The following is a 23246-nucleotide window of genomic DNA, read 5'->3' on the forward strand; positions in this document are numbered from 1 at the left end:
CGTCGAGAGGTTGAGTACCCCAGGAGAAAATGCAGATGCCTTCCCAACAGTCCCTTGCCTGCGCCTGCGGCCAGGTCCGCCTGACCACCACCGGCAGCCCCATCGCCAGCGTCGAATGCTGCTGCGACAGCTGCCGCAGGGCCGGCGCCCGGATGCAGGCGATGCCCGGCGCACCGCAGGTGCTGGGGCCGCAGGGCCAGACGCATTTCGTAATGCAGCGCAAGGATCGCGTCCGCATCGAAGCCGGGCATTCCCGGCTGCACGCGTGGCGGTTGTCCAGCACGGCCGGCAGCCGCCGCGTCGTGGCGGGCTGCTGCAATACGCCGCTCTTCCTGGAGTTCAGCGGTGGCCATTGGCTGAGCCTGTATGCGCTGTTGTGGCCGGACGCGATACGCCCCGCCGTGGAGATGCGGACGATGGTCAACGATCTTCCCGACGCGTCTGTCCTTCCCGGCGATGTGCCCAACCTGAAGACCCACTCGCTGCGGTTCTATGCCCGGCTGTTGAAGGCGTGGATCTCCATGGGCTTCCGCAGCCCACGCATCGAGATCGCGGGAGACAGCCATGCCTGAGCCCGAGCGGATCGAGATCGAGAGCATCACCACGCCCGGGCACATCCAGCGCGTGGATCGCGCCAAGTACATGGCCATGCGCGCGGCCCTGCTGCGTGCCTTGCCCAGGCAACCTCCCGGGATGACGGTGGCGCAGGCGAAGCAGGCGCTGTTGCCGCACCTGCCCGCATCGCTGTTTCCGCAAGGCGCGACGGCCGGTTGGTGGCTGAAAGCCGTGCAGCTGGACCTGGAGGCCAAGGGCGTGATCGAGCGTCTTCCAGGCACGCCATTGCGCCTGTTCAAGCACGTGCCGGCCGGCTGATCAGCGCTGCGCCGGCAGCTCCAGCCGATGCTTGCGGCACAGCCGATACACGGTCACCCGCGAGATCTGCATCTGCCGCGCGCACTCGGAGACGTTGTAGCCGGTCTGCCGCAGCGTCTGCAGCAGCACATCACGTTCGGCCTGGCCGCGGGCATCGTGCAGCATCGCCCCCGGCGGCGCATGCACGGGCCCTCCCAGTTCGAGGTCACGCTCGCTGATCAGCTCGCCTTCGGCCATGATCGCCGCCCGCTGCACCCGGTTCAGCAGTTCGCGCACGTTGCCGGGCCATTCGAAACGCCGCATCGCCTGCAGCGCAGCGGGTGCAAAGCCACGTGCACGCACGCTGTGGCGCAGGCGGAAGCAGCGCAGGAAATGCTCGGCCAGCAGCTGCACATCAGCGCCGCGCTCGCGCAATGGCGGCATCAGCAGGCGCAGCACGTTGAGGCGATAGTAGAGATCGCTGCGGAACCGCCCCTGCGCCACCGCGTGCTCCAGTTCCACATGGGTGGCAGCCAGTACACGCACGTCCGCCCGCAGCGGCTGGCTGCTGCCGACCCGCTCGAACGTACCTTCCTGCAGCACGCGCAACAGGCTGGTCTGCGCTTCGGCCGGCAGGTCGCCCACCTCGTCGAGGAACACGGTGCCGCCGGATGCCGCTTCGAATACGCCGATCTGGCGCTTGTCGGCACCGGTGAACGAGCCACGCTCGTGGCCGAACAGCTCCGACTGCACCAGGTTGGCCGGGATGGCACCGCAGTTGACCGCGATGAACGGCTTGCCTGCACGGCCGGACAACGCGTGCAGTGCATGTGCAGCCAACTCCTTGCCGGTGCCGGTCTCGCCGGTGACCAGCACCGGCAGATCGACCGGCGCGAACTTGTGCAGTACGGTGCGCACCGCATGCAGCGCAGGACTCTCGCCGATCAATGCGCGCGGCCCCTGCCCGCTGCACACTTCGTCGGCAGACGTATCCTCCGCGTCGAACTGCTGGCGCATCGCCGCCACCAGGTCCTGCAGGCCGAAAGGCAGCGTGAACCGCGAGATGCAACGCTGCAACAAGGGCAGCCACGCGGCAGGCGTGGCCCCTGCGCCAGGCGGCAGCACCGCCAGCCACGTCAGATGCGCGTGCTGTTCGATCCACGGCGCCAGCAATTGCAGGGCCGGCGCATCCAGATGGCGAAGATCCAGCACGGCGAGCAGCCGGTCGCGCCCGCGCAGGCCGATGGCCATCGCCGGGTCGGGATGGATGCGACGCACGTACCAGCCTGCGGCTGCCAGCGCGCTGCGCTCGTTCGCCAGCGGCTCGCCGAACCAGAGCACGCATCGTGACGCAGAAGCCTCCGGGACCGCTGCCATGCTTCCCCCAGCATCCGGACACCGTCGGCGGACTGTCAGGCAATCACCGGCGTGCCGCCCCTCCGCCGGGACCTCTACGGCCACCGCGGCGGCCTTTGTTGCGCGGATCCTAGCGCTGCGCTAAACGGCGGCGCAATGAGCGGCGCGTCAAGAAGGCACTGGCTGAAGCGGCATCGTTACAGTCCGCGGCGGCACCTGTAACACCCATGCGACAGTCGGGCGCCTGCCTTGCCCTACGGCGCTTGGCGCTGCGCAATCCCAACATTTTTCCCACGCCGCTGTAACGACGCGGCAGCAACGCCCCACACCCGCCAGTGCCCACCCCCCTGGCTGCCAAGCCTTTCAGGGTTGGCACGGTTGATGCGTGGTTCCGCCGCACCCATCACGGGAGATCGGCATGGACGGCATCACCCCCATTCGCGGCCTGCTGGCAATGCTGGCCGTGGCCCTGCTGTCGGGCGCCGCGGGCGCCTCTGCCTCCGGTGCCCGCCAGGGCGTGAAGGCACAACCGGGCGAAATCGTCCTGTTGCGGGATGTGGCCGCGCGGCCGGCCTATCGCATGGCGCCCCCGGGCATGGCGCTGATCGCCGACCCGAAACCGCAGCGCGAGATTGCGACGGCGCTCGGTGCGGGTACCCCGGCAAACGCGATGGACGAGCTGAGCGATGAGGACTATGCCGGCATGGGGGCGGGGCACACGGCTGCGACCGCGACCCCCACGGGCACCACCGTCGAACGGGTCGCCCAGCAGGCCCTGGGCGGCACGCTGGGACGCAGCAGTGACGGCATGCTCGGCAGCAGCCTCGGTGGCGCACTGGGTGGCCCACTGGGCGCGGTCGGGAACAGCACCCGCGGCATCGGCGATACCGTGCGCGGCGCGCTCGCCCAGTTCCCGTTGCAGGGCCCGGCCCCGGCAGGTGGCAAGTGAAGCTGGCACGTTGGCTGCTGCTGGTCCTGTTTGCCACGCCGTTGATGGCGCAGGCCGACGACTACAGCGGCATGCTCGCCTACCTCGACGTGGCCCGCATCGACGGTCACGCCCTGGCGGGTGCAAACGGCGCCATCGCGGTGAACCAGGCGGCCGGTGACCTCAACCTGCAGGCCAACCTGCATGGCATCGCCACCGGCGAACGCGCCGACGTGTCGATCGGCAACCGGCAACTGCGGGCCGGCAACCGCGTGCTGAGCGCACCGGCGCACGCCACCGCCGCCATCGGCGGCAACGCACTGGCAGGCGCCAGTGGCATCGCATCCATCAACCAGGCCAGCGGCATCGCCAACACGACGCTCAACGTCGTCAGCGCGACGCTGGCCAGACAGGGCATACGCGAATCCGACGATACGGCCTTGGCCGCCGAAGGTTCCGCGTTGGCAGGGGGGCGGGACGACGCCGGTCGCGGCGTCGCGACCGGCACCCGCAGCGCCGGTGTCACCAGCACCGCGCTGCGGGGATTCGACGGGGTCCTGCAACTCAATCAGATCGCGGGCAACGGCAACGACACGGCCAATGTGCTGGGCCTGGTCGTGCAGGACCGCCCGTGACAACCACCCAACCGATGCACCACCCGATGAGAGAGAGGGCACCATGAAAGCGACCGTCAAACGGACCATGCTCGCCATGGCGATTGCCACTGCCTCGACCGCCGCTGCGGCCAATGGCTGGGACAACCAGAACGCCAACGCGAACATCAACCACAACCATACCGTCAGCGAAACCCGCAACGACACCCACAACCACACCGACAACGACGTACGCAACCGCACCGTCAACGTCAATGTGCAGAAGCACAGCACCATCCAGGCCGACGAGCGCAAGGAAAAGAACAACCACGGCGTCGACGTGAACCTGGAGAAGGACCTGCGCCTCAGCACCGACGTCAATTTCTCCGGCGACCCCACCATAACCGGCGACATCGATCTCGACTCGGCGGCCATTGCGGTGATCGACAACCGCCAGTCGATCAGCAGCAACGCCACCAGCAACAGCCTGGTCACCAACAGTGCCTCCATCGGTGACAGCGTGGGTGCCGGCGCCTCCGGCAACCTCGGCTTCAACGTGGTATCGGGGGACAACAACGCCCAGGACAATGCCGCGTCGCTTTCCGCTGCCGATGCGTCCTTCAGCTTCGGCATGGCCGACGCCGAGGTGTTCGTCAACCAGGCCAGCTTCGGCAACGCGACCATGAACTCCGGCGTCACCAATGCCGCAGGTCTAGGTGGCAATGCCTTCGGCGGTGCGTCAGGCAACATCGGTGTCAACATTGCTTCGGGCAACAACAACGAGCAGAAGAACGCGCTCGCGGCCTCGGTCGCAACCACGGCGGTGGCGCAGTCGAGCATCAGCTCCAACCAGGTCTCCACCGGCAACACGGTCAGCAATGCCGGCTTCGTGCAGTCCTACACCGATACCGTGCAGGTCGGCCTGCATGGCGGCGTCAGCGGCCTGACGTGGGGCTATGGCGCCGGCACCTACCGCGGCACCGGCAATGCCTACCAGATGGCCAACTATTACCTGGATACGTGGAACGGCGCACTGCCGCACCCGGGTGGCAACAGTACCGGCCACATCGACCTGGACAACGAGGTCCAGAATGCCACGATGAACCCCAACCGGCCGGGGGTGGGCGGCCTGGGCTTCGATACGCGTGAAAGCGGCACCAGCCAGTTCGTCGAACTGGGCGTGGCCGATCTGTACGCCAGCCTGAGCGGCACGGTCAGCACCACGCGCTGGGTGAACGTCAACGCCACCAACACGTCGGCCTTGTCCGGCAGTGCCTTCTCCGGCGCCTCCGGCAACATCGGCGTGAACGTGGCGGCGGGCACCGGCAACCTGCAGGCCAACAGCCTGGCCCTGGCCGTAGCCCAGCCCAGCACCGGCGGTGGTGGCGGCAACGGCGAGTAAGTGCACCACCCCGGCCGTCCGCCAATGGCCGGGTTCCCGGGAGCCCCTGTTCCTCCTCCCCCTTGGGGCAGGGGCTCCCTCCTGCTGCTGGAGAACGTGATGCTCGGCCCCCGTCTGTCGATATGCCTGCTGGCCTGCCTGCTGTTGCTGGGCGGTGCATCGGCGCGGGCGGGCGACGTCGGCTTCGCCGGCGTGCTGCCCAATGGCGCACTGCTGCAGCAGAAGGTGGAAAGCATGCAGGAACGGCGCTACCGCAACGTGGTGCGGCAGTACACCGATTACAGCTGCGGGGCGGCCGCACTGGCAACCATCCTGCGCCATGCCTATCACCTGCAGACCGACGAAGCGACCGTGATCGAAGGAATGATGGGGGTGTCCGATCCAGCACTGGTGGCCGAGCGTGGTTTCTCGCTGCTCGACATCAAGCGCTACGTGGAATCGCTGGGCATGCGCGGGCGCGGCTATCGTATCGATGAAACACGCCTGCGCACGCTTCGCGTTCCCGGTCTTGTGCTGATGGACGTGCGCGGCTTCCGCCACTTCGTGGTGCTCAAGCAGGTGCGCGACGGTGTGGTCGAGGTGGCTGATCCCATCCTCGGCAACCGCAGCCTGGCGCTGCCTGAATTCCTCGCTGCGTGGCCATCGCGTGCCGTCTTCGTGGTGATCGGCAGCGATTTCGATCGCAACACGGTCCTGCTGCAACCCAGCGAACGGCCCAGTGCCCGCGCACTCTACGCGCGACAGGGGCCGATCACCGATGCCGAACTGGTCGACTTCGGCTTCAGCCACGCCGACCTGTTCTGAAGGAGGTTCCGCCATGTTCCGTCACCGTCTGTTGATGGTCCTGCTGCTGGCCTGCCCCGCCCTGCCCCTGCAGGCGGCGGACGCGGCGCCCGGGCGCGGCCTGAAGGAAATCCCGGATCCCGAACTGAACCTGATGCGGGGCCGCTACACCGTGGGCGGCAATACCGTCGCCTGGTTCGGGGTGACGATGGTCTCGCAGTGGCAGGCCAGCAACGGAAGCGTGTTGCAGGGTGCGTTGACCCTGGGCATGGACTTCCGCGGCGGAGGCAGCCCGAAGATGAGCTTCCAGCCCAGCGTGCACGTGACCGCCGCAGATGCGCCGCTGCCGGACACGCAGGGTCGCCACATCGACAGCAGCGGCCTGGCCAACGCCAGCGGCGTGGTGCAGAGCGTGCAGGTGGCCGGCGATGGCAACGTCGCCCGCAATGCCACCACGCTGGTGGTACGCAATGGCGCGGTGCCGGCCCTGCCGGGTGACGGTGCCCATTCGATCAGTGCACACGCCGCAGGCGTCTCGGCCTCTGCGGTGCTCGACGGCAACCAGGCACGCCTGCTGTTGCAGGTAGATGGCCAGGGCCTGGTCCAGCAATGGATACGCAACGGCAGCGTCGGCCAGGGCATCGCCCTGGCCGGTGACGGCCAGATCGCCAGCAACCAGCTGCGGCTGGAGCTGGTGCGGAATACCGCGGGCGGCAACCTGCCGTTGAGCCAGAACGTGGCCCAGGCGATTGCGATGAACCGCGGCATGGGGCCGGGCCGGTAGTACCACGGCACGGCGTTGGGGGAAGCGTTCCACAACGCAGGACACGAACATGGACACCCTGATGAGGATCACCCCGTTGGCGCTGGCGGCGCTGGCGGGCACCGCCTTCGCCGCGCCACCCGCGGCGGATGATGGCGCCGACGTGCAGGCGCTGGCCAACCAGCTGGAGCAGCTCAAATCCAACTACGCGCAGGAAGTGCGGCGGCTGCGCGAACTGGACATGCAGGTGCAGGCGATGCAGGCGCGCCTGAGTGGGAAGGTTGGCCCGATGGCCCCGTCTACGACTGCGCCCGTCGAGCATGGCTCGACCCTACAGACGTCGCCGGGCAGCGAAGGCTATGCCAGCAGTGCCGCCGAGGCGCAGCAGGCAAAGCAGGAATCGCGGCGCAGCGTGGATGATGTGAAACAGCAGCAGTCGGCGCTGTTCTCGCGCCGCTTCACCGTCGAGAACAGCCTCACCTACGCCCGCTACGACCGCAAGCAGCTCACCCTCAATGGCTTCCTGGCGCTGGATGCGATCTTCCTCGGCAACATCGCCATCGAGAACGTCGAGTTCGATTCGCTCACCTACAATCTGGCCGCGCGCTGGGGCGTCAGCCCGAACCTGACGCTCAACCTGGACGTTCCATACCTGGCGCGGCGCACCGTCTACCAGAAGGGCGGTGCCGGCGGTGCGGCGGCCGCGATCGCGCAGGAACAAACCAATGGCAACGGCCTGGGCGATATCGGCCTGAGTGCGAACTACCGCTTGTTCGGCGAGCGCGGCTGGCGCCCGGAAGCCGTACTCACCGCCGGAGTGACCGCACCCACCGGGCGTGCACCTTACGGCCTGGACTGGAAAGTGATCGAGCGCGATGACGATGACTACATCCGCTTCGCCGTGCCCAAGGAACAACCGACCGGCAATGGCGTGTGGCAGGCCAACGTCGGGCTGTCGATGGTCAAGACAGCCGATCCGGCGATCCTGTTCGCCAACCTCGGCTACGTGCATTCGTTCCCGCGTGGTTTCAGTGACATCGACAGCAACCCCGACACGGTCAACCCGGGTGACGTGAAGCTCGGCGGCTCGGTCTACTTCGGCGCCGGCGTGGCCTTTGCGTTCAACGAGCGCACCAGTCTCAGCCTGTCCTTCAGCGACCGCATCAGCGCCCGCGCTTCCACCCGTTTCCAGGGCGGGAAGTGGATGAAAGTGATTGGCAGCGACGCCAACGTGGCGTCACTGAATCTGGGTGTGACGTATGCGCTCAACCAGCACACCACGCTGGTGACCCTGCTGGGCATCGGGCTGACCCCGGATGCACCGGACTTCACGCTGGCGTTCAAGATCCCTTACATGCTCTGACCCGCCCGATCCGGCGACGCCGTGGCCGACAGCCCCTCGCCGCCGTATGGCGCTACCCACGCGCAGGCCCTGTGTGTGCTCCAGGGCAACGCGCCAGCGCTGGCGACGACGGCGATGATCATCAGTTCCGCCGTATTCACGCCGCACCTTCACGGTGATCCCACCGCATTCTCCGTCGATTCCGCCAATCCGGCGGCGGCGCCATTTCCTACTCTGGCCCCACGGTGAAGCCCAGGCCGCTGCAGGCAACGCACCGTGACACTGGATACCACGCACTTCCACCCTTTCGCAGGAGCAGGACATGGCATTTCCAACCGCGGTAAACGACCAGATCACCGATTCGGTCACCCAGGCCAACACCAAGGTGCTGGGCGACGCGCCCGCCGTGGCAGTGGGCAATCTGTACCAGGCCACCGCACAGGCGCTGGCCAATGCCGCCCACAACGCCACCAACGCGCAGCAGCAGTCCTACGTCACCGCGCAGTCGGCCACCACCATGGGCGTGGCCACTCTGTACTCGATCGATACCGCCACCACGGCGGTAGCGAGCAAGGAAATCCTCAGCACCCGCGTCCGCGGCCTGGGCTCCTGATCTGTCGTTCCATCGCTGACCCGCCAACCTCAAGGAGATCGACATGGCATTCCCGACCGCTGTAAACGACCAGATCACCGATTCGGTCACCCAGGCCAACACCAAGGTGCTGGGCGACGCGCCCGCCGTGGCCATGGGCAATCTGTACCAGGCCACTGCGCAGGCGCTGGCCAACGCCGCCCACAACGCCACCAATGCGCAGCAGCAGTCCTATGTGACGGCGCAGGCGGCCACCACCATGGGCGTGGCCACGCTGTACTCGATCGACACCGCCACCACCGGCGTGGCCACCAAGCAGATCCTCGGCGCGTGATGCGCCGGCAGGCAAGGAGCTGAGCCATGGCATTTCCCACGGCCGTCAACGACCAGATCACCGACTCGGTCAGCCAGGCCAACCTGCAGGTGCTGGGCGTGGCGCCTGCCACGGCAATGGGCACGCTGTACCAGGCCACCGCGCAGGCGTTGGCCAATGCCGCCCACAACGCGACGCTCGCCCAGCAGCAGATGTATGTCACGGCGCAGGCCGCGACCACGATGGGCGTCGCGCTGCTCTACGCCGTCGATACCGGCGCCACCGGCGCCGCCACCCGGAAGATTCTCGGCTGATTCCATTGAGTGCCGGCAATCTCCGTTCCTGTAGTGCTGTCCACCCTAGGAGCTTCCACCATGGCATTTCCCACCGCCGTCAACAGCCAGATCACCGATTCGGTCTCGCAGGTCAACACCAAGGTGCTTGGCGATGCGCCAGCCATCGCAATGGGCAACCTGTTCGTGGCCACCAGCCAGGCGCTGTCCAACGCCGCGCACAACGCCACCAACAACCAGCAGCAGTCCTACGTGACCATGCAGGCGTCGACCACCCAGGGGGTGTCCACGCTGTATGCGATCGACACCGCCTCCAACGGCGTGGCCACCCGCGAAATCCTGGGCCTGCGCTGACGTGTCGGCCCGGCGTGACGCTAACCACCGCGCCCCCGCCCAGGGCGGCGTCACGTCGGGCCCCTGATCGATGGCCGCATCGCCCGCCACCGGCTACCTGCTGGCAACCACCAGCGCCGGATCCGGTGTGGCGATCGCCCTTGCCCCCTCGTTCGCGATGTCCGCCACCTACCTGGCGATGGCCGACAGCCTCGGCCTGGCAATGCAGAACGCGGTGGCCAACCAGCAACGCGGCCAGGTGACCGCCGGCGCAAGCCTGGCCCAGGTCCTGGCCCTGATCATCCAGAAGGGAGCCGTTCCGTCATGAGCAGTGAGAACACCGTCAACAGCCAGATCGTCGACAGCGTCAGCGCCGCCTCGACGTTGCTGGTGGCCCAGGGTCCGGCGCAGTCCTTCAGCATGCTGGACATGGTGATGCTGGAGACGCTGGGCACCGCCATGCACAACGCCGTCGCGCGCCAGCAGGGTGCAGGCATGGTCAGCAACGCAGCGGTCACCGCCACCTGCGCGAAGATGATCAACGCTCCCTGGCCGGTGCCGCCACCCGCTCCGGAACCCCCTCCGCCGCCACCACCGCAGGTCATCCCCCTGCCCGGCCCGGTGCCGGCGCCCCCTTCGCCTGCGGCGGTGATCGCCGCGGCCACCGCAGAAGGAAAGACCGCCATCAGCGTCCTGCAGGCACAGACCCACGGTGCCACTGCCGACGCTGCGGCCGCTACCAGCAGCCTGCATGCACTCCAAACGCTTGCAGGCAATGCGGCAGCGCCCGCGCCCGGTCCTGCGCCCGACCCCGCGTCCGGTCCGGATCCGGACGCAGGTCCCGCCCAGGATCCCGCGCCAGACTCCCCTTCCCCTTCCCCTTCCCCGGCAGACGACGCTGACGCCGGGGCCTGACAGACTGCAGGCCGCCTGCGGCCCCACCCGCCCATCAAGGAGCCCGTATGGACCCGAGGAACGTCAACGCCCAGATCATCGATGTGATCAACCAGGTGCAGACGGCCACCATGTCAGCGACCGTCGTGACGACCAGTGGTGCCGGCAAGGCCTACCAGTCGGTGGCCCAGTCTGCGGCGATCGCCGTACAGGATGCCGCCGACGCCCTGCGCAATGTCTCAACCATCGCGACCACCGCGGCCGGCGTGGCCATGGCCCAGTACCTGGCGACGGGGGACGAAAAGTATGCAAGGGTGCTCACGCAGGCGCAGAACATGATGCAGGGGGCCACCGCCGACTTCAACCGCGTCGGCAATGCCGCTGCGACCGTCCTCAAGGAATTTCCGGCCCAGTGAGGCCGCCAGGAGATCCACGCATGAGCATTTTCATTGCCGGTCGTTCCATCCCCCAGGCCAACCTGATCAGTCAATCCTGCAGGCAGGTCCTTCAGTTCATCGACGGCGGCGAGCACTGGTTGAAGTGGGCCATGGAATCGCACGAGCACCGCTACGCCTTCTCCGACGAGGGCACGATGCTCGATGGGGTGCAACAGGGCCTGCACGGTTCGCGCATGACATGGTTGCCGCGCACCGGGTTGCAGATCGGCCCGGTCAAGCTGCTCAGCCTTGGTGCCAGCGACCTCGGTGCCCTGCGCAACATGGAGTTTGATGACGAGACACGCCTGTCGCACAACGAGGCACAGCGAGTGCTGGAAAAACACCGGCTGCTGACCAACGCCGAGCTCGGCGCCTCGCGCGCGTTCCTGGCTTCGATCGGCGCGGCCGACGCACCCCTGCTGCAGCAGCTGGACTTTCGCGAATCGGTGGCGCTCCACCAGCTGGCCGGTGAGGTGGGCATGTCCGCCGCAGGGCGCGACGATCTGGCCGACGCTGCCGGCTTCGCGCTGCTGCACGCACGCAGGCCCATCGAGTTTGCCGACTACTTCCGCTTCTACCAGCGGGTGAGCGCAGGAGGTGGCAGCCGCGAGCATCGGCTGACGCGTGCCACCCGTGCGTTGCAGCAGGTGCTGCCGATCCTGTTCGGCTTCCTGGACGGGCCGCAGCTGCCACAGTTGCCGTCGCCAGAGCAGGTGCGCGAGGCGATCGACGCAAGCCTGGCCGCGCACCGGCAGATCGGCTATGCCCGCATCTCGCTGGCCGCCCAGCAGATGGCGGCCTGCTTCGACGACGAACCCGACCTGCTGCAGGATGACAGCCGGTTGCGCGAGGCCGCGCGGTGGCAGCTGCGCGATGCGCAGGAATTCCTCAACGAACATCCGGTTTCCCGTGGCCGGCTCGGCCAGGACGGTGCCAGCGTGCAGTTCGCGATCGATGGTTCCAGAGCGAAGGCGCTGATACAGGTGGAGGACAATGTGATCACCCTGCAGGATTACCGCCGAACCCGCCGCCACCTGGGCGATGAAGCGCGGGTGGATTATCAGAAGGATGCAGTGTGAACCCGGCTCCGGCGCCAGATGGCGATGGCGTGCAGGCAGCAACAGAGGCCTTTGCTTCGGCAGCCGGCGCGGCCGTTGCTGCCGGACGCCTGGCGGCCCGGCAACAGGCGCAGAAGATCCTGGCCGATGCCCAGGCGGCATTGCGCCACATCCTGGGGGAGCGCAGCGACGGTGTTCCCCCCTCATCCCCAGCAGGAGCACCGACGATGACCTTCCCGACCCCGCTTCCCGGCAAGCCCACTCCCGCCCATCCGGCGGGCAGAACCCCGATGGAGATCGCCCAGGAACTGGCGGACGCCGCAATGGCTGCCAGTGAAGAAGGCATCCGCACCGCGATGAAGGTTTCGCAACGCGCGGTCGAGGCCGCCGCCGAGGCCGCGCGATGCGCGGACGAAGCGGCCGAACAGGCCGTGCAGCGCGCTGCCGAAGCCAACGCGCGCTGACGCCGCATCTGCCATCCCAACGCCCCGGGCAGGCCCGCGCCTGCACCGGGGCGTTGCTTTTACTGGTGCGGGCTTCGCCGGTAGCTGCGCGGGCTGACCCCTACCGCGCGCCGGAAGCTCTTTTCGAAGTGGCTCAGGTCACCGAAGCCGACCTGCAGTGCGACATCGGTAATGCGCAGGCGCTGCCCATCCCGCAGCAGCTGCTTGGCGTGCTCGATGCGCAGTTGCTGCAGCAGCAGCTTGAAGGTCGTGCCCAGCTCGCTGCGGAACAGGAATCCCAGGTGTGACTGGCTCACATGGGCCTGACGGGCAAGGTCGCCCAGCGTGAGCGGCTCTGCGGCATGGTCCTTCAGGTAGGCCAGGGCGCGTTTCAGGCCGTCGTGCAGGCCTTCATGCGCTGCCCGCGGCGTATCCGGCTGCGCGGGCGCAGGACCGACGGTCTGCTCAACCGCGGGCAGCCGTTGCGGGGCGCGCCCGGCATCGCTGGCAACGTGGCCCGCAGCCAGATCCGGCGCGTGGCGTGCGAGATCCTCACGACGGATGCATCGGCCACCGGTCATCACCGCCAGCCGGACCACTACCCGCTCCATTTCCAGCAGATTGCCGGGCCAGTCGTGCGCGCACAGGGCTTCCAGCACATCGTCGCCCAGCACGCGGGGATTGAATCCATGCAGCTCCAGCGAACGCGCCGCCAGCGCGCCGATGTCCTCCACCCGTTCGCGCAGCGGCGGAATATCCACGGTCAGGAACTCCAGCCCGGCCAGCAGGGCGCGCGAGAACTGCTTCTCTCTCACCCGTTGTTCCAGGTCCGCGCTGGTCGACGCGATCACCCGTATCGGGCCGGCCGCCAGCGCTTCAGCTTGAGCGGCAGGCAGCCCACGCATGCGATGTGACAGCTGCCCCTGCAGCGGCACCGGCAGTTCGTCGACTTCGTGGAAGTACAGCGTCCCGCCCTGTGCGCGCGCGAACCAGTCGCTGGCTTCGCCCAGCGGGTGAACACAGTTCACTTCGACAAACGGGCCCTGCCGGGAAGGGCCGCCACTGTGCAGGGCGGCGGCCAGCTCCATCTTCTCGGTACCAAACTCGCCGCGCAGCAGGACCGGCAACGGGCTGGCCGCCGCGCGTTCCACGAATTCATCCATCTGCTTCAGCGCCTCGCCGGCGCCGACCAGCAACAGCGGCCGGCTCAATGCCTGTTCGGCCCAGGCCTTGGCTTCGTAGCGCTTGATCAGATGCGCGCAACGCTGGGCAAACTGCTCCCCCAGCGCCAGGGCACTGCCATCCAGCCGGCCCTTCTGGCCTTCCAGGTGCAGCTCACCCAACACCTCGCCGCCATAGCGGATGGGAACCCGCTGCAAGGAAACCTCTTCCCCGGACGCAGCTGGCAACCCCGCAGCCGCCCCTGCCACCGCACCACGCAACCGCACTTGGCCACCCCGCATCACCTTGTGCTGGGACAGCTCCTTCACGAACGCGCCCAGCAGCTCGGGCAATGACGGATAGGGCCGATAAGCGCGCTGCAGCATCTCACTGACTTGCCTGTGCATCGAAACTCCCCTTTGGAATGGCGACCCGATGCATCTGCAACGGGCGATCTCGCGATGCAGGCCCTCCGGCATCATCGCGGGATGCTGCGACGTCCACGCCGCATGCCGTACCCGCTGGTCGCACCGCTGGTGCCGTGCACGCTGCCCGCTCCCGCAGTGCCGGGAACTGCCATCGCTGCTGGAGGTCGGCAAGGCGGACGTCGTCCAGGCCGGGGGCGTGCGCCACAGGGCGGCGCTGCCTGTGACGCGGCGCTCCCTGTGTTCCGGCCATCGCGTCCCTGGATTATGGGAAACGAGTTTCCAGAAAATAAGCATGATAATGACGTGAATATCCGTGCCGGATATTTGTCGCCCGCGTTTCCGTGCGCCGAGCACCGCAAAGCAGGTGAAGGCAATGCGCCGGGATTCCATCCACGCTGATGATCAACGCGTCTGAGCGAACCAGGGGCGGGCACGTATTGCGCCGCCGTGACGGCTGCACCGCCTGCTCGCCCAGGCCCGCAGGCCACCGCGCCTGCCTGCCGCGCCGCCGCCCCCGATCAATGACCCATCGACCAGCAGAAGATTGCGCACCACGCACGGGTGGCATGCCTTCCGCTGCACCTGGCCTGTCGGCATACTCGCGCTCCCGACCGCAGCACGATCAAGGAGATCGACCGCATGGACCGCACCCCGCCACCCGTGCCCCCCAGGAACTACCTGATGTGGGCCATCCTGAGCATCATCGCCGGCTTCTGGCCGTTCGGCATCGTCGCCACCGTCTACGCCAACCGCAGCACGTCACTGGTCGCCAGCGGCCAGATCGGCGCGGCCACCGAGGCTTCGCGCAAGGCGCTGCGCTGGATGATCGCCTCCTTCGTCACCCTGCCACTTTGCCTGACACTGATGATCGGCTATGCCCTGATCGCGCGCGGCATGGCCTGAAAGCCTGCCGCCGCCGTCGCGCCATGATGAATGGCAGGCGCGCGCGGCGGTGGCGGCGGCCCATCCCGCTCCTCTATAGTCAGTCCAGCTCGGCAGGCATGGTGCCTGCCCTCGAATCACAGGGAGTTGGACATGGGTCTGGTACAGGCGGTGAAGGGTGCGGTGGGTGGTGTGCTGGCCGACCAGTGGAAGGACTTCTACACCGTGCCCACGGGCCTGCCCTCGACGGCGGCCCTGTTCGCGGCGGTACCGCGCGGCACCAATGCCGGCCGCGGCTCCAATACCAGCGGCTCGTCCAACATCATCACCAACGGCTCGAAGATCATCGTGCCGGAGGGCTACGGCCTGCTGCTGTTCCAGGACGGCGCGATCACCGCGTTCGTCGCCGAACCGGGTGGCTACGAGTGGCGTTCGGACGATCTGAACTCGCAGTCGATCTTCGCCGGCGACGGCCTGGTCAGCACGTTCATCAAGCAGAGCTGGGAGCGCTTCAAGTTCGGCGGCCAGCCGGGTTCGCAGCAGGCGGCGTATTTCGTGTCGCTGAAGGAACTGCCGGACAACCGCTTCGGTACCCAGTCGGAAATCTACTGGGACGACGGCTTCCTCAACACCCAGGTGGGTGCGGTCACGCGCGGCTCCTACACGCTGAAGATCGTCGACCCGATCCTGTTCGTGAAGAACTTCGTGCCGGCCAGCTACCTGCAGCCGGGCCAGGTGTTCGACTTCACCGACCTGGACAACGCCGCCGCCAGCCAGCTGTTCAATGAAGTGGTCGGTTCGCTGGCCCCGGCCTTCAGCCTGTATACGAACGACCCGGGCAAGGGCAACCGCATCACCAAGCTGCAGCAGGATTCGCTGGGCTTTGCACAGAGCCTGTCTGCCGCCGTCGAGCAGGGCTACCAGTGGAAGTCCGACCGCGGCCTGGCCATCGTCAAGACCGCCATCGTCTCGATCGAGTACGACGCCAACACCCGCGAACTGCTGAAGACCGTGCAGCGCGCCGATGCCCTGTCGGGTTCGCGCGGCAATTCCAACCTGCAGGCCAGCGTCGCCCAGGGCATCCAGTCGGCCGGCGAGAACGGCGGAGCGGCTGGCCTGGTCGGTGTCGGCATGGCCTCGGGCATGTTCGGTGTCGGCGGCATGCAGCAGCCGGTCGCCCCGGCTGCCGACGACCCGGTGGCCAAGCTGAAGAAGGCCAAGGAAATGCTGGATCTGGGCCTGATCACCCAGGGCGACTATGACGCCCTGAAGGCCAAGGCACTGGGCCTGTAACAGCAGGACGCACAACGAACATGTCCGATCCCCGAAACGGCCCGCCGCCGCTGCCCGGATCCGCGCCCGCGATGCCGCCGCCCTTGCCGGCGGCGTCGTTGGATGGGCCCGGTTCGCCGCAGGACGTCCCTCCCCTGCCCGGCAGCTTCCCGCTGGACACCTCGAAACTGCCACAGGCCATCCGTGATGAAGTGGAAGCGCCCGACCCGGTGGCCATCGATACGTCGGCCAGCGAGCTGAAGGACGGCCTCAACCGCTGCCCGAAGTGCGGTGCCACCGACATCCGGCCCAAGGCCGGCACCGACATCCTGGTCTGCCTGTACTGCCGTCACGAATGGCATGGCGCACGCGTCGAGGAAGAGTTCGGCCTGGGCGAGGCCATCGACCAGCTGCGCGGTACGGTCATTGCCTCTGGCGCACGTGACATCGACGCCGACACCTCGGCACTGATGACGTTCAAATGCACCGGGTGCGGCGCTGAAGTCACGGTCAATACCGAGAGTACGATGACGGCGCGCTGCCACTGGTGCCGCCATGTGTTCGGCGTCAACGAGCAGATCGCCAACGGCGCGGTGCCCGATGCAGTGCTGCCCTTCCATATCAGGAAGGACGATGCGGTCGCGCGCATCCGCCAGTTCGTCGATAAGCGCCGCATGTTCGCGCTGAAGGCATTCAAGGACCAGTTCACCCCGGAAAACGTGGTGGGCGTGTTCCTGCCCTACATGATCGTCGACAGCAATGTCAGCGCGGCCGTGGCCGGCAAGGGCGAGATCCAGACCCGGCAGTACACCGTGGGCAGCGAGAAGAACAAGCGCACCCTGTACGACGCAGACGTCTACCAGGTCGAGCGCCAGGTCGACTTCACGGTCGATGACCTGCCACTGGAATCCTCGGCCGAGCGCGGGAATCTCGATACCCGCGCCAATACGAACAACATCATCAACACCATCCTGCCGTTCGATACCAAGAACGCGGTGAAATGGAACGCCTCGTACCTGGCCGGCTTCACCTCCGAAAAGCGCAACCTGGATGTGGAAAAGCTGCGGCCGCGGCTGGAAGACCAGCTGCTGTCGATCGCCCGCGCACAGGTGGAAGGTTCGGTGAAGCGCTACAACCGTGGCGTACGCTGGGAACAGGAGCAGCTGGAGGTGCATGGCACCCGCTGGGTGTCGATGTACCTGCCGGTGTGGTTGTACTCCTACCACCAGCCCGGCAAGAACGGCGGCATGCTGCACTACATCGCGGTGAACGGCCGTACCGGCGAAACCATGGGCAGCGTGCCCGTGCAGCAATGGAAGATGCTGCTGGCGGCACTGGCCACCGGCACCGTCATTGAAGCCCTCGCAATTGCCTTCCTGGTGGCATCGACATGAGCGACGACAGTGGCCTCTGGCTGTTGGCGGCAGGTCCGGCCGGCGCAACCGCGCTGTACTGGGCGCTGTACCGCTATTACCGCAACACCGACAAATCGCACTCCTTCGAGCACGAGACCGCCATCGAGGCCAAGCCGGTCACCGGCTCGGACCAGCAGGTAGGCCGGGTTACCGGCACCGAGGAAAAGCGTATCCGCGGTGACAATGTGTATGAGTACCGGAAACGGGTGGTGCGGGTAAAGCCCGACCCGTAGCGCCAGGCCCCGCCTGGCTGCGGGTAGTGCCGGCCGCTGGCCGGCATTCCTTCGGTTCCTGGGTGCCAAGTGGGAGCCGGCCAGCGGCCGGCACTACCCTTCGCTGGGCTGCCGCCGCGCACACCCTCACACCGTCTCCCGCCCCACCGGTTCGATACTCGCGCGGTCCGCCCTTCCGAGGATGCTGCAATGGCTGCCGTGCTCGCCCGTACCTGCCTGTCCGCGTTGTGCTGCCTGGCCCTGCCCGCCCTGGCCCAGGACGCCTCGTTCGGCTTCGGCGAACAGACCACCCACACCGACCAGACCACGCAATCCAGCAGCACCCGGACCCAGAGCAGTGGCGCGGTGACCACCCAGACCACCACCAGCGGCAGCTCGCAGTCCGGGTCACGCAGCGAAAGCAAAGAGATCGACGTGGGCTTCGGTTTCCACGACGACAACGACGACTGGGGCCGCGACCGCCACCGTGGCGGCCGCGATGTGCGCGACAGCGATCTGTTCGGCAGCTGGACGCTGGGCCAGGAGAACGGCAACACCTGCTCCATCGAGCTGAAGAACATCGAGTGGTTCGGCGGCTACAGTGCCTACGTGCCCGCCGGCTGCCCGGATGGCTTCTTCTCGGCCAACCGTTGGGTACTGTCGGGCAACCAGCTGCTGCTCACCGACACCAGCAACACCGTGTTCGGGCGCTTCCGCGCGTCAGGCGGTGGGCGTTGGACGGGCTACCGTGAATCGGATGGGGCGCGTTTGTACCTCAATCCCAAGGGGCACTGATCGCGCCGTGCACGCAATGGGCACGCGCTGATCGGGAAGATCAGGCGTCCGCCCCGCCCCGCCGCCGAAATGTCCGCTCCCACCGGTTCCCGTCTGGTCATCTATGCCGCCCTCGCGGGCAACCTGGCCATTGCCATCGCAAAGTTCATCGCTGCCGGCATCTCCGGCAGCTCGGCCATGCTCAGCGAGGGCGTGCATTCGCTGGTCGACACATTGAATGAACTCCTTCTGCTGTACGGGCTGCGCCGTGCCGGCAAGGCGCCAGACCCGGTACATCCATTCGGCTATGGCCGCGAGCTGTACTTCTGGAGCTTCATCGTCGCCCTGCTGGTGTTCGCCGCTGGCGCCGGCGTCTCGGCGTACGAGGGCATCCAGCACATCCGCCGGCCGGAGCCGGCCACCAACCACGCGTTGAGCTACAGCGTGCTGGGCATTTCCATCCTGTTCGAGGGGGCCTCCTGGTGGGTGGCGCTGCGCGAGTTCCGGCGTACCAAAGGCAAACTTGGCTACTTCGAAGCCTTCCGCCGCAGCAAGGATCCGTCCACCTTCACCGTACTGCTGGAAGACAGCGCTGCGTTGCTCGGGCTGGGCTTCGCGTTGATCGGCCTGGTGGCCGCGCAGGTGCTGGATATGCCGATGCTTGATGGCGTGGCGTCGCTGTGCATCGCCGGCGTGCTGGCCGCAACCGCCTTCCTCCTGGCCCGTGAAACCAAGGGCCTGCTGGTTGGAGAGCCTGCCCACCCTGCGGTGGCCGAGCGGATCATGGCGGTGGCCGAAACCGATCCGGATCTGCGTCGCGCGAACGGCGTGACCACCATGCAGATGGGACCGGAACAGGTCGTGGCCATGCTCAGCGCCGAGTTCGAGGACGATCGGCAGACCCCACAGATTGAAGCCTGCATCACCCGCATCGAAACGGCGGTAAAGCGCGAGTATCCGGAGCTGGTGGCACTGTTCATCAAGCCGCAGACGCCCGAGGTCTACGCCGCCCGGCGCGCCACGCTGGCGGCACCGCCCGCGCCGGAATGACGCTGCGTCTGCGCCCGTTTCACCAGTCCAATGCCACAGTGCCACCAACATCTGCCCGAGCCTGCCTCTACCGTGCCGGATTGGTTGCCCGCCTCTCTCCAGATCCTCCCGCGCAGCTTCTACCGGCGCCCGCCCGTCGAGGTTGCGCCCGAGCTGCTCAACAAACTTCTGGTCCGTGACGATGGCCGAACGGGTCGCATCGTTGAAGTCGAAGCGTACGCGGGCAGCGTCGATCCGGCGGCGCACTCCTATCGCGGGCAGACGCCGCGCACGGCCAGCATGTTCGGTGAGGCCGGCCACCTGTATGTCTACTTCACCTACGGCATGCACTGGGGCAGCAACGTGGTCTGCGGAGAGGTCGGTGAAGGCGTGGCGGTGCTGCTGCGGGCCGTCGAGCCGCTGGCGGGCCTTGAGCGCATGCACGAGTTGCGCCCCGCCGCGCGCCGGGATAACGATCTGGCCAGCGGCCCCGGCAAGCTCTCGCAGGCATTCGGGCTGGACCGCAGTTTCGACGGCGCCGACCTGGTGACTGGCAGCCATGGCATCGTGATCGCAAGCGATGGGACCCCGCCTCCGTCCGACCCGGTAATTGGTCCACGCATCGGCATCACCCGCGCGGTCGATTTCCCTTGGCGCTGGCACATCCGTGACAATCGTCACGTATCGATTCAGCCACGGCGTACTCCCGCCCCTGCGAGGAAACGATGATGACCCCGCTCGACAAACCACTGCGACGCGAACTGGACATCGATGGCCGGCCCCATACCCTCACCGTGGACCCTGAAGGCCTCAAGCTGGTCGAAAAGGGGCGACGCAAGGGCATCACGCTACGCTGGCAGGACCTGGTATCCGGCGATGCCGCACTGGCCACCGCCCTGCAGGCATCGCTCCAGCAACACTGAGCGGGCGCGGCCGCCTCACATCGGCATCACTCTGCCATGGCGATACATAACGCCGTGCGCACTAGCGTAGCGCCAGCCAGCCGCCGCAACCGCCCTCGCCACCCAGCCCTGAAAAGCGCCATGGACGAAGCCGAACGTCTGCTCGAAATCGAACGACTGCACCTGCTGGATACGCCCCCTGAGCCGGTGTTCGATGCCATCGTCGCCGCCGCCCGCGCCGCGACCGGCATGACCATGGGGCTGATCACCGTGGTGGCCGAAGACCGGCAGTGGTTCAAGGCCAATATCGGGCTGGAGGGCGTCACCGAAACGGCCCGCGAGATCTCCTTCTGCACGCATGCGATCCGCCACGACGAGCTGTTCGAGATACCCGACGCGCGCCAGGACCCTCGCTTCTCGACCAATCCCCTGGTGACCGCCGGGCCGCGCATCCGGCATTACGCCGGCATCCCGCTGGGCTCGGCCCATGGTGCACGCATTGGCACGCTGTGCCTGCTCGACCCGATGCCCGGCGTGCTGTCCCCCTCCCAGCGCGAACTGATGGTGCATCTGGCGCGGGTCACCACCCAGGTGCTGGAACAGCGCAGTACCCTGATGGCGCAGGTTGGCCAGGCGAAAGCGCTGCATCGCGAGCTGAAACGCAGCGAAGACTTCCTGGAGCGGACCAACCGCGCCGCCCGGGTGGGCGGCTGGGAGATGGACCTGGTCACCAACGAAGTGCGCTGGACCCGCGAAACCAAGCAACTGCACGGCGTGCGCAGCAACTTTGAACCGACGCTCGACACCGCGCTGTCGTTCTATCGCGAAGACAGCCGCAACATCATCCGCGCGGCAGTGCAGCGTTGCATCGACGAAGGCACGTCCTGGGAGGTGCAGCTGCCAATGACCACCGCCGACGGGCGCGCGATCTGGACCCGGGTGGTCGGCAGCCGGCAACAGGTCGACGGCCATCCACGCCTGGTCGGGGCGATCCAGGACATCACGGACGAGCGAGCCGCGCTCGACGCGCTGGAAGCGAGCGAGACCCGCTACCGGCGACTGTTCCACTACAGCCTGGGCCTGATCTGCACCCACACGCTGGACGGGACATTGACCTCGGTGAATCCCGCGGCAGTGCAGTCGCTGGGCTTCGAGGAAAGCCAGATGGTCGGGCGCAGCCTGTGCGACCTGATGCCACCGGAAAAACGCGAGGGCTTCAAGACCTACCTCGCTCGGATCCAGGCGAACCACACCGACGCTGGCGTGATCGAGCTGATTGCCGCCGACGGTACGCGCCACTACTGGGCGTACCACAACGTGCTCGACAGCGAGGCCAGCCCGCCCTACGTGCTGGGGCATGCACAGGACGTCACCGCGCTGAGGATGCAGGAGCAGCAGCTGCGCGAAATGTCCTTCAAGGATCCGCTCACGCAGTGCTACAACCGGCGTTACCTGCACCGCCTGGATGAACTGATTGATGAGCGCTGGGCCTGCGTGATGTTCGATCTGGACCACTTCAAGCACATCAACGACACCCAGGGCCACCGCCGCGGCGATGCCGTCCTGGTCGAGTTCGCCACCTTCCTGCGCTCGCCGCTGGGCAAGGAGGAGACGGTGGTGCGGCTGGGCGGCGACGAATTCATGGTGGTACTGGTCGCGCCCGCGGATGGCCGGTTGAGCGAACTGGAGCACTGGTACCAGGACCACGCTGCGCTGTCGCCCAGCGCTTTCTCGATGGGTGCAGCCATCAACACAGCCGGTGAGCCCGTGGCCGACACCATCCAGAAGGCCGACAGCCGCCTCTACCGGACCCGCGCGCGCGTGCGCCGCGAGCGGCGCGAAGGCCCTGCCGCGCGTTGATCACGCCGCCCGCACCGTCACCCACGTCGGCGCGTGGTCGCTGGCCTTCTCCTGCAGACGCACCCAACGGTCGACGCCAGCGTCCTTCAGTCGCTCCGCCAGTACGGGATTCAACAGCAGATGATCGATGCGCAGCCCACGGTCGCGCTCGGCATGTTGGCGGAAATAGTCCCAGAAGGTGTAGATCGTGGCGTCGCCGTGCACCTTCCGCAGCGCATCGGTCCAGCCCTGCGCGAGCAGCCGCTCGAAGGCATCGCGAACCTCGGGCTGGAACAGCGCGTCGCGGCGCCAGGCCTTGGGGTCGTAGACGTCGGCTTCGGTGGGAATCACGTTGAAATCACCCAGCAGCAGCGCCGGGTGCGGCAGTTCGACCAGGCTGCGCGCATGCCGGATCAGGCGCTCCATCCAGCGCAGCTTGTAGTCGAACCTGGGCCCGGGCTGCGGGTTGCCGTTGGGCAGGTAGAGGGCACCCACGATGACCCCGTGCACCGCCGCCTCCAGGTAGCGGCTCTGCGTGTCGCTGGGCTCGCCGGGCAATCGGCGGCGGCTCTCGACCGGCGTGGTCCCGCGAGCCAGCAACGCCACGCCGTTCCAGCGCGCCTCACCTTGCCAGAGCGCACCGTACCCAGCCTCCTCCAATGACGCAGCCGGAAACGCGGCGTCGGTCGCCTTCAGTTCCTGCAGGGCAACCACGTCGGGCGATTCCCTGTGCAGCCAGTCCAGCAGCTGTGGCAGTCGCGTGCCGATGCCGTTGACGTTGAACGTGGCAATACGAAGCGTCTTGCGTCGGGCCATGCAGGAAGCCTCCTCGGTGCCGGAAATGAGCACTCACTCTGCGCGCCCGGGCATGCACGGGTCGTGGATGCCACGTCATGATGCGGTGCCATTCGTTTCACGAACCGCTGCCACGCGCGACAGCAGGCTGGTCA

The 23246-nt window shown here is 67.2% G+C and carries 29 protein-coding genes; 26 read left to right on the plus strand and 3 right to left on the minus strand.

Features of this window, described 5'->3' with window-relative positions; genetic code table 11:
* Positions 1-35 precede the first annotated feature (35 nt).
* Entirely contained in the window at positions 36-572 is a 537-nt protein-coding gene (locus AC5P5W_RS17585; RefSeq protein ID WP_495221320.1) for a GFA family protein, read from the plus strand.
* Positions 565-873, plus strand: coding sequence for a DUF6958 family protein (locus AC5P5W_RS17590; protein ID WP_014647247.1), 309 nt, complete (start codon positions 565-567; stop codon positions 871-873). Before AC5P5W_RS17585 ends, AC5P5W_RS17590 begins: the two co-directional genes overlap by 8 nt.
* Here the strand turns inward: AC5P5W_RS17590 and AC5P5W_RS17595 are convergent, their stop codons facing one another.
* Entirely contained in the window at positions 874-2229 is a 1356-nt protein-coding gene (locus tag AC5P5W_RS17595) for a sigma 54-interacting transcriptional regulator (protein WP_197574328.1), read from the minus strand.
* Between the two features lie 397 nt (positions 2230-2626).
* Between AC5P5W_RS17595 and AC5P5W_RS17600 the strand changes: the two genes are divergently transcribed.
* The 15 genes from AC5P5W_RS17600 (at position 2627) to AC5P5W_RS17670 (ending at position 12403) form a co-directional block, all read left to right on the plus strand.
* Positions 2627-3157 carry a FapA family amyloid fibril periplasmic chaperone gene (locus tag AC5P5W_RS17600; RefSeq protein ID WP_032957577.1) on the plus strand — a complete coding sequence of 177 codons (531 nt, stop codon included), beginning with the start codon at positions 2627-2629 and terminating at the stop codon, positions 3155-3157.
* Between the two features lie 44 nt (positions 3158-3201).
* On the plus strand, positions 3202-3771 hold the full coding sequence (locus AC5P5W_RS17605; protein ID WP_100450510.1) for a FapB/FapC family functional amyloid domain-containing protein: 570 nt from the start codon (positions 3202-3204) through the stop codon (positions 3769-3771).
* A 43-nt stretch (positions 3772-3814) separates the two neighbouring features.
* Complete coding sequence (locus AC5P5W_RS17610; protein ID WP_495221322.1) at positions 3815-5131, plus strand: FapB/FapC family functional amyloid domain-containing protein; 1317 nt, start codon at positions 3815-3817, stop codon at positions 5129-5131.
* Positions 5132-5230: 99 nt separating this feature from the next.
* On the plus strand, positions 5231-5935 hold the full coding sequence (locus tag AC5P5W_RS17615; protein ID WP_197574326.1) for a cysteine peptidase family C39 domain-containing protein: 705 nt from the start codon (positions 5231-5233) through the stop codon (positions 5933-5935).
* 13 nt (positions 5936-5948) lie between these two features.
* Entirely contained in the window at positions 5949-6698 is a 750-nt protein-coding gene (locus AC5P5W_RS17620) for a hypothetical protein (RefSeq protein WP_495221324.1), read from the plus strand.
* Positions 6699-6747: 49 nt separating this feature from the next.
* Complete coding sequence (locus tag AC5P5W_RS17625; RefSeq protein ID WP_495221325.1) at positions 6748-8040, plus strand: transporter; 1293 nt, start codon at positions 6748-6750, stop codon at positions 8038-8040.
* Between the two features lie 301 nt (positions 8041-8341).
* Positions 8342-8632 carry a RebB family R body protein gene (locus tag AC5P5W_RS17630; RefSeq protein ID WP_005416648.1) on the plus strand — a complete coding sequence of 97 codons (291 nt, stop codon included), beginning with the start codon at positions 8342-8344 and terminating at the stop codon, positions 8630-8632.
* A 43-nt stretch (positions 8633-8675) separates the two neighbouring features.
* Positions 8676-8945 (plus strand): RebB family R body protein, encoded by a 270-nt coding sequence (locus AC5P5W_RS17635; RefSeq protein ID WP_005416649.1) that lies wholly within the window; start codon positions 8676-8678, stop codon positions 8943-8945.
* 26 nt (positions 8946-8971) lie between these two features.
* Positions 8972-9238, plus strand: coding sequence for a RebB family R body protein (locus AC5P5W_RS17640; RefSeq protein WP_006446865.1), 267 nt, complete (start codon positions 8972-8974; stop codon positions 9236-9238).
* 60 nt (positions 9239-9298) lie between these two features.
* On the plus strand, positions 9299-9571 hold the full coding sequence (locus AC5P5W_RS17645) for a RebB family R body protein (protein ID WP_005416651.1): 273 nt from the start codon (positions 9299-9301) through the stop codon (positions 9569-9571).
* Between the two features lie 70 nt (positions 9572-9641).
* Complete coding sequence (locus AC5P5W_RS17650) at positions 9642-9878, plus strand: RebB family R body protein (RefSeq protein ID WP_032957589.1); 237 nt, start codon at positions 9642-9644, stop codon at positions 9876-9878.
* Entirely contained in the window at positions 9875-10465 is a 591-nt protein-coding gene (locus AC5P5W_RS17655) for a RebB family R body protein (RefSeq protein WP_014647256.1), read from the plus strand. Before AC5P5W_RS17650 ends, AC5P5W_RS17655 begins: the two co-directional genes overlap by 4 nt.
* Before the next feature lie 47 nt (positions 10466-10512).
* Complete coding sequence (locus AC5P5W_RS17660; RefSeq protein WP_014647257.1) at positions 10513-10860, plus strand: hypothetical protein; 348 nt, start codon at positions 10513-10515, stop codon at positions 10858-10860.
* Between the two features lie 20 nt (positions 10861-10880).
* The gene (locus AC5P5W_RS17665; protein ID WP_197574323.1) at positions 10881-11960 is read left to right on the plus strand and encodes a hypothetical protein; all 1080 of its coding nucleotides are present in this window, start codon (positions 10881-10883) and stop codon (positions 11958-11960) included.
* Positions 11957-12403 (plus strand): hypothetical protein, encoded by a 447-nt coding sequence (locus AC5P5W_RS17670; RefSeq protein WP_014647259.1) that lies wholly within the window; start codon positions 11957-11959, stop codon positions 12401-12403. The genes AC5P5W_RS17665 and AC5P5W_RS17670 overlap by 4 nt, the downstream gene beginning before the upstream one ends.
* A gap of 59 nt (positions 12404-12462) precedes the next feature.
* On the opposite strand, the gene AC5P5W_RS17675 is transcribed toward AC5P5W_RS17670, so the two are convergent.
* Positions 12463-13950 (minus strand): helix-turn-helix domain-containing protein, encoded by a 1488-nt coding sequence (locus AC5P5W_RS17675; protein WP_197574322.1) that lies wholly within the window; start codon positions 13948-13950, stop codon positions 12463-12465.
* A gap of 660 nt (positions 13951-14610) precedes the next feature.
* On the opposite strand from AC5P5W_RS17675, the gene AC5P5W_RS17680 reads away from it, so the two are divergent.
* The 9 genes from AC5P5W_RS17680 to AC5P5W_RS17720 all read left to right on the plus strand — a co-directional run bounded on the left by AC5P5W_RS17680 (position 14611) and on the right by AC5P5W_RS17720 (position 22317).
* Positions 14611-14874, plus strand: coding sequence for a CD225/dispanin family protein (locus AC5P5W_RS17680; protein WP_197574321.1), 264 nt, complete (start codon positions 14611-14613; stop codon positions 14872-14874).
* A 132-nt stretch (positions 14875-15006) separates the two neighbouring features.
* Positions 15007-16146, plus strand: coding sequence for an SPFH domain-containing protein (locus AC5P5W_RS17685; protein ID WP_014647262.1), 1140 nt, complete (start codon positions 15007-15009; stop codon positions 16144-16146).
* 20 nt (positions 16147-16166) lie between these two features.
* Positions 16167-17519 (plus strand): TFIIB-type zinc ribbon-containing protein, encoded by a 1353-nt coding sequence (locus tag AC5P5W_RS17690; RefSeq protein WP_164165653.1) that lies wholly within the window; start codon positions 16167-16169, stop codon positions 17517-17519.
* Complete coding sequence (locus AC5P5W_RS17695; protein ID WP_014647264.1) at positions 17516-17773, plus strand: hypothetical protein; 258 nt, start codon at positions 17516-17518, stop codon at positions 17771-17773. The genes AC5P5W_RS17690 and AC5P5W_RS17695 overlap by 4 nt, the downstream gene beginning before the upstream one ends.
* A gap of 189 nt (positions 17774-17962) precedes the next feature.
* Positions 17963-18547: an AprI/Inh family metalloprotease inhibitor gene (locus tag AC5P5W_RS17700; RefSeq protein ID WP_134808907.1), complete on the plus strand. Its 585-nt coding sequence runs from the start codon at positions 17963-17965 to the stop codon at positions 18545-18547.
* Positions 18548-18616: 69 nt separating this feature from the next.
* Positions 18617-19576, plus strand: coding sequence for a cation diffusion facilitator family transporter (locus tag AC5P5W_RS17705; protein ID WP_197574953.1), 960 nt, complete (start codon positions 18617-18619; stop codon positions 19574-19576).
* Positions 19577-19648: 72 nt separating this feature from the next.
* Positions 19649-20284, plus strand: coding sequence for a DNA-3-methyladenine glycosylase (locus AC5P5W_RS17710; RefSeq protein WP_197574955.1), 636 nt, complete (start codon positions 19649-19651; stop codon positions 20282-20284).
* Positions 20284-20478 (plus strand): hypothetical protein, encoded by a 195-nt coding sequence (locus tag AC5P5W_RS17715; RefSeq protein WP_014647268.1) that lies wholly within the window; start codon positions 20284-20286, stop codon positions 20476-20478. Before AC5P5W_RS17710 ends, AC5P5W_RS17715 begins: the two co-directional genes overlap by 1 nt.
* 120 nt (positions 20479-20598) lie before the next feature.
* A complete protein-coding gene (locus AC5P5W_RS17720) occupies positions 20599-22317 on the plus strand; it encodes a diguanylate cyclase (protein WP_197574957.1) in 1719 nt (572 codons plus the stop codon).
* On the opposite strand, the gene xth is transcribed toward AC5P5W_RS17720, so the two are convergent.
* On the minus strand, positions 22318-23112 hold the full coding sequence (gene xth / locus AC5P5W_RS17725) for an exodeoxyribonuclease III (protein WP_014647270.1): 795 nt from the start codon (positions 23110-23112) through the stop codon (positions 22318-22320).
* Positions 23113-23246: the final 134 nt, after the last annotated feature.

It is taken from the genome of Stenotrophomonas sp. YJH_SMC_123, assembly GCF_059368215.1.

Bases quoted from the DNA above. Each gene is read 5' to 3' on its own strand.
- AC5P5W_RS17620 (WP_495221324.1), top strand. From the start codon at position 5,949: ATGTTCCGTCACCGTCTGTTGATGGTCCTGCTGCTGGCCTGCCCCGCC.
- AC5P5W_RS17695 (WP_014647264.1), top strand. From the start codon at position 17,516: ATGAGCGACGACAGTGGCCTCTGGCTGTTGGCGGCAGGTCCGGCCGGC.
- AC5P5W_RS17635 (WP_005416649.1), top strand. From the start codon at position 8,676: ATGGCATTCCCGACCGCTGTAAACGACCAGATCACCGATTCGGTCACC.
- AC5P5W_RS17610 (WP_495221322.1), top strand. From the start codon at position 3,815: ATGAAAGCGACCGTCAAACGGACCATGCTCGCCATGGCGATTGCCACT.
- AC5P5W_RS17645 (WP_005416651.1), top strand. From the start codon at position 9,299: ATGGCATTTCCCACCGCCGTCAACAGCCAGATCACCGATTCGGTCTCG.
- AC5P5W_RS17665 (WP_197574323.1), top strand. From the start codon at position 10,881: ATGAGCATTTTCATTGCCGGTCGTTCCATCCCCCAGGCCAACCTGATC.
- AC5P5W_RS17585 (WP_495221320.1), top strand. From the start codon at position 36: ATGCCTTCCCAACAGTCCCTTGCCTGCGCCTGCGGCCAGGTCCGCCTG.
- xth (WP_014647270.1), bottom strand. From the start codon at position 23,112: ATGGCCCGACGCAAGACGCTTCGTATTGCCACGTTCAACGTCAACGGC.
- AC5P5W_RS17685 (WP_014647262.1), top strand. From the start codon at position 15,007: ATGGGTCTGGTACAGGCGGTGAAGGGTGCGGTGGGTGGTGTGCTGGCC.
- AC5P5W_RS17640 (WP_006446865.1), top strand. From the start codon at position 8,972: ATGGCATTTCCCACGGCCGTCAACGACCAGATCACCGACTCGGTCAGC.
- AC5P5W_RS17605 (WP_100450510.1), top strand. From the start codon at position 3,202: ATGGCGCAGGCCGACGACTACAGCGGCATGCTCGCCTACCTCGACGTG.
- AC5P5W_RS17720 (WP_197574957.1), top strand. From the start codon at position 20,599: ATGGACGAAGCCGAACGTCTGCTCGAAATCGAACGACTGCACCTGCTG.
- AC5P5W_RS17705 (WP_197574953.1), top strand. From the start codon at position 18,617: ATGTCCGCTCCCACCGGTTCCCGTCTGGTCATCTATGCCGCCCTCGCG.
- AC5P5W_RS17655 (WP_014647256.1), top strand. From the start codon at position 9,875: ATGAGCAGTGAGAACACCGTCAACAGCCAGATCGTCGACAGCGTCAGC.
- AC5P5W_RS17615 (WP_197574326.1), top strand. From the start codon at position 5,231: ATGCTCGGCCCCCGTCTGTCGATATGCCTGCTGGCCTGCCTGCTGTTG.
- AC5P5W_RS17700 (WP_134808907.1), top strand. From the start codon at position 17,963: ATGGCTGCCGTGCTCGCCCGTACCTGCCTGTCCGCGTTGTGCTGCCTG.
- AC5P5W_RS17675 (WP_197574322.1), bottom strand. From the start codon at position 13,950: ATGCACAGGCAAGTCAGTGAGATGCTGCAGCGCGCTTATCGGCCCTAT.
- AC5P5W_RS17600 (WP_032957577.1), top strand. From the start codon at position 2,627: ATGGACGGCATCACCCCCATTCGCGGCCTGCTGGCAATGCTGGCCGTG.
- AC5P5W_RS17680 (WP_197574321.1), top strand. From the start codon at position 14,611: ATGGACCGCACCCCGCCACCCGTGCCCCCCAGGAACTACCTGATGTGG.
- AC5P5W_RS17690 (WP_164165653.1), top strand. From the start codon at position 16,167: ATGTCCGATCCCCGAAACGGCCCGCCGCCGCTGCCCGGATCCGCGCCC.
- AC5P5W_RS17650 (WP_032957589.1), top strand. From the start codon at position 9,642: ATGGCCGCATCGCCCGCCACCGGCTACCTGCTGGCAACCACCAGCGCC.
- AC5P5W_RS17590 (WP_014647247.1), top strand. From the start codon at position 565: ATGCCTGAGCCCGAGCGGATCGAGATCGAGAGCATCACCACGCCCGGG.
- AC5P5W_RS17595 (WP_197574328.1), bottom strand. From the start codon at position 2,229: ATGGCAGCGGTCCCGGAGGCTTCTGCGTCACGATGCGTGCTCTGGTTC.
- AC5P5W_RS17660 (WP_014647257.1), top strand. From the start codon at position 10,513: ATGGACCCGAGGAACGTCAACGCCCAGATCATCGATGTGATCAACCAG.
- AC5P5W_RS17630 (WP_005416648.1), top strand. From the start codon at position 8,342: ATGGCATTTCCAACCGCGGTAAACGACCAGATCACCGATTCGGTCACC.
- AC5P5W_RS17715 (WP_014647268.1), top strand. From the start codon at position 20,284: ATGACCCCGCTCGACAAACCACTGCGACGCGAACTGGACATCGATGGC.
- AC5P5W_RS17625 (WP_495221325.1), top strand. From the start codon at position 6,748: ATGGACACCCTGATGAGGATCACCCCGTTGGCGCTGGCGGCGCTGGCG.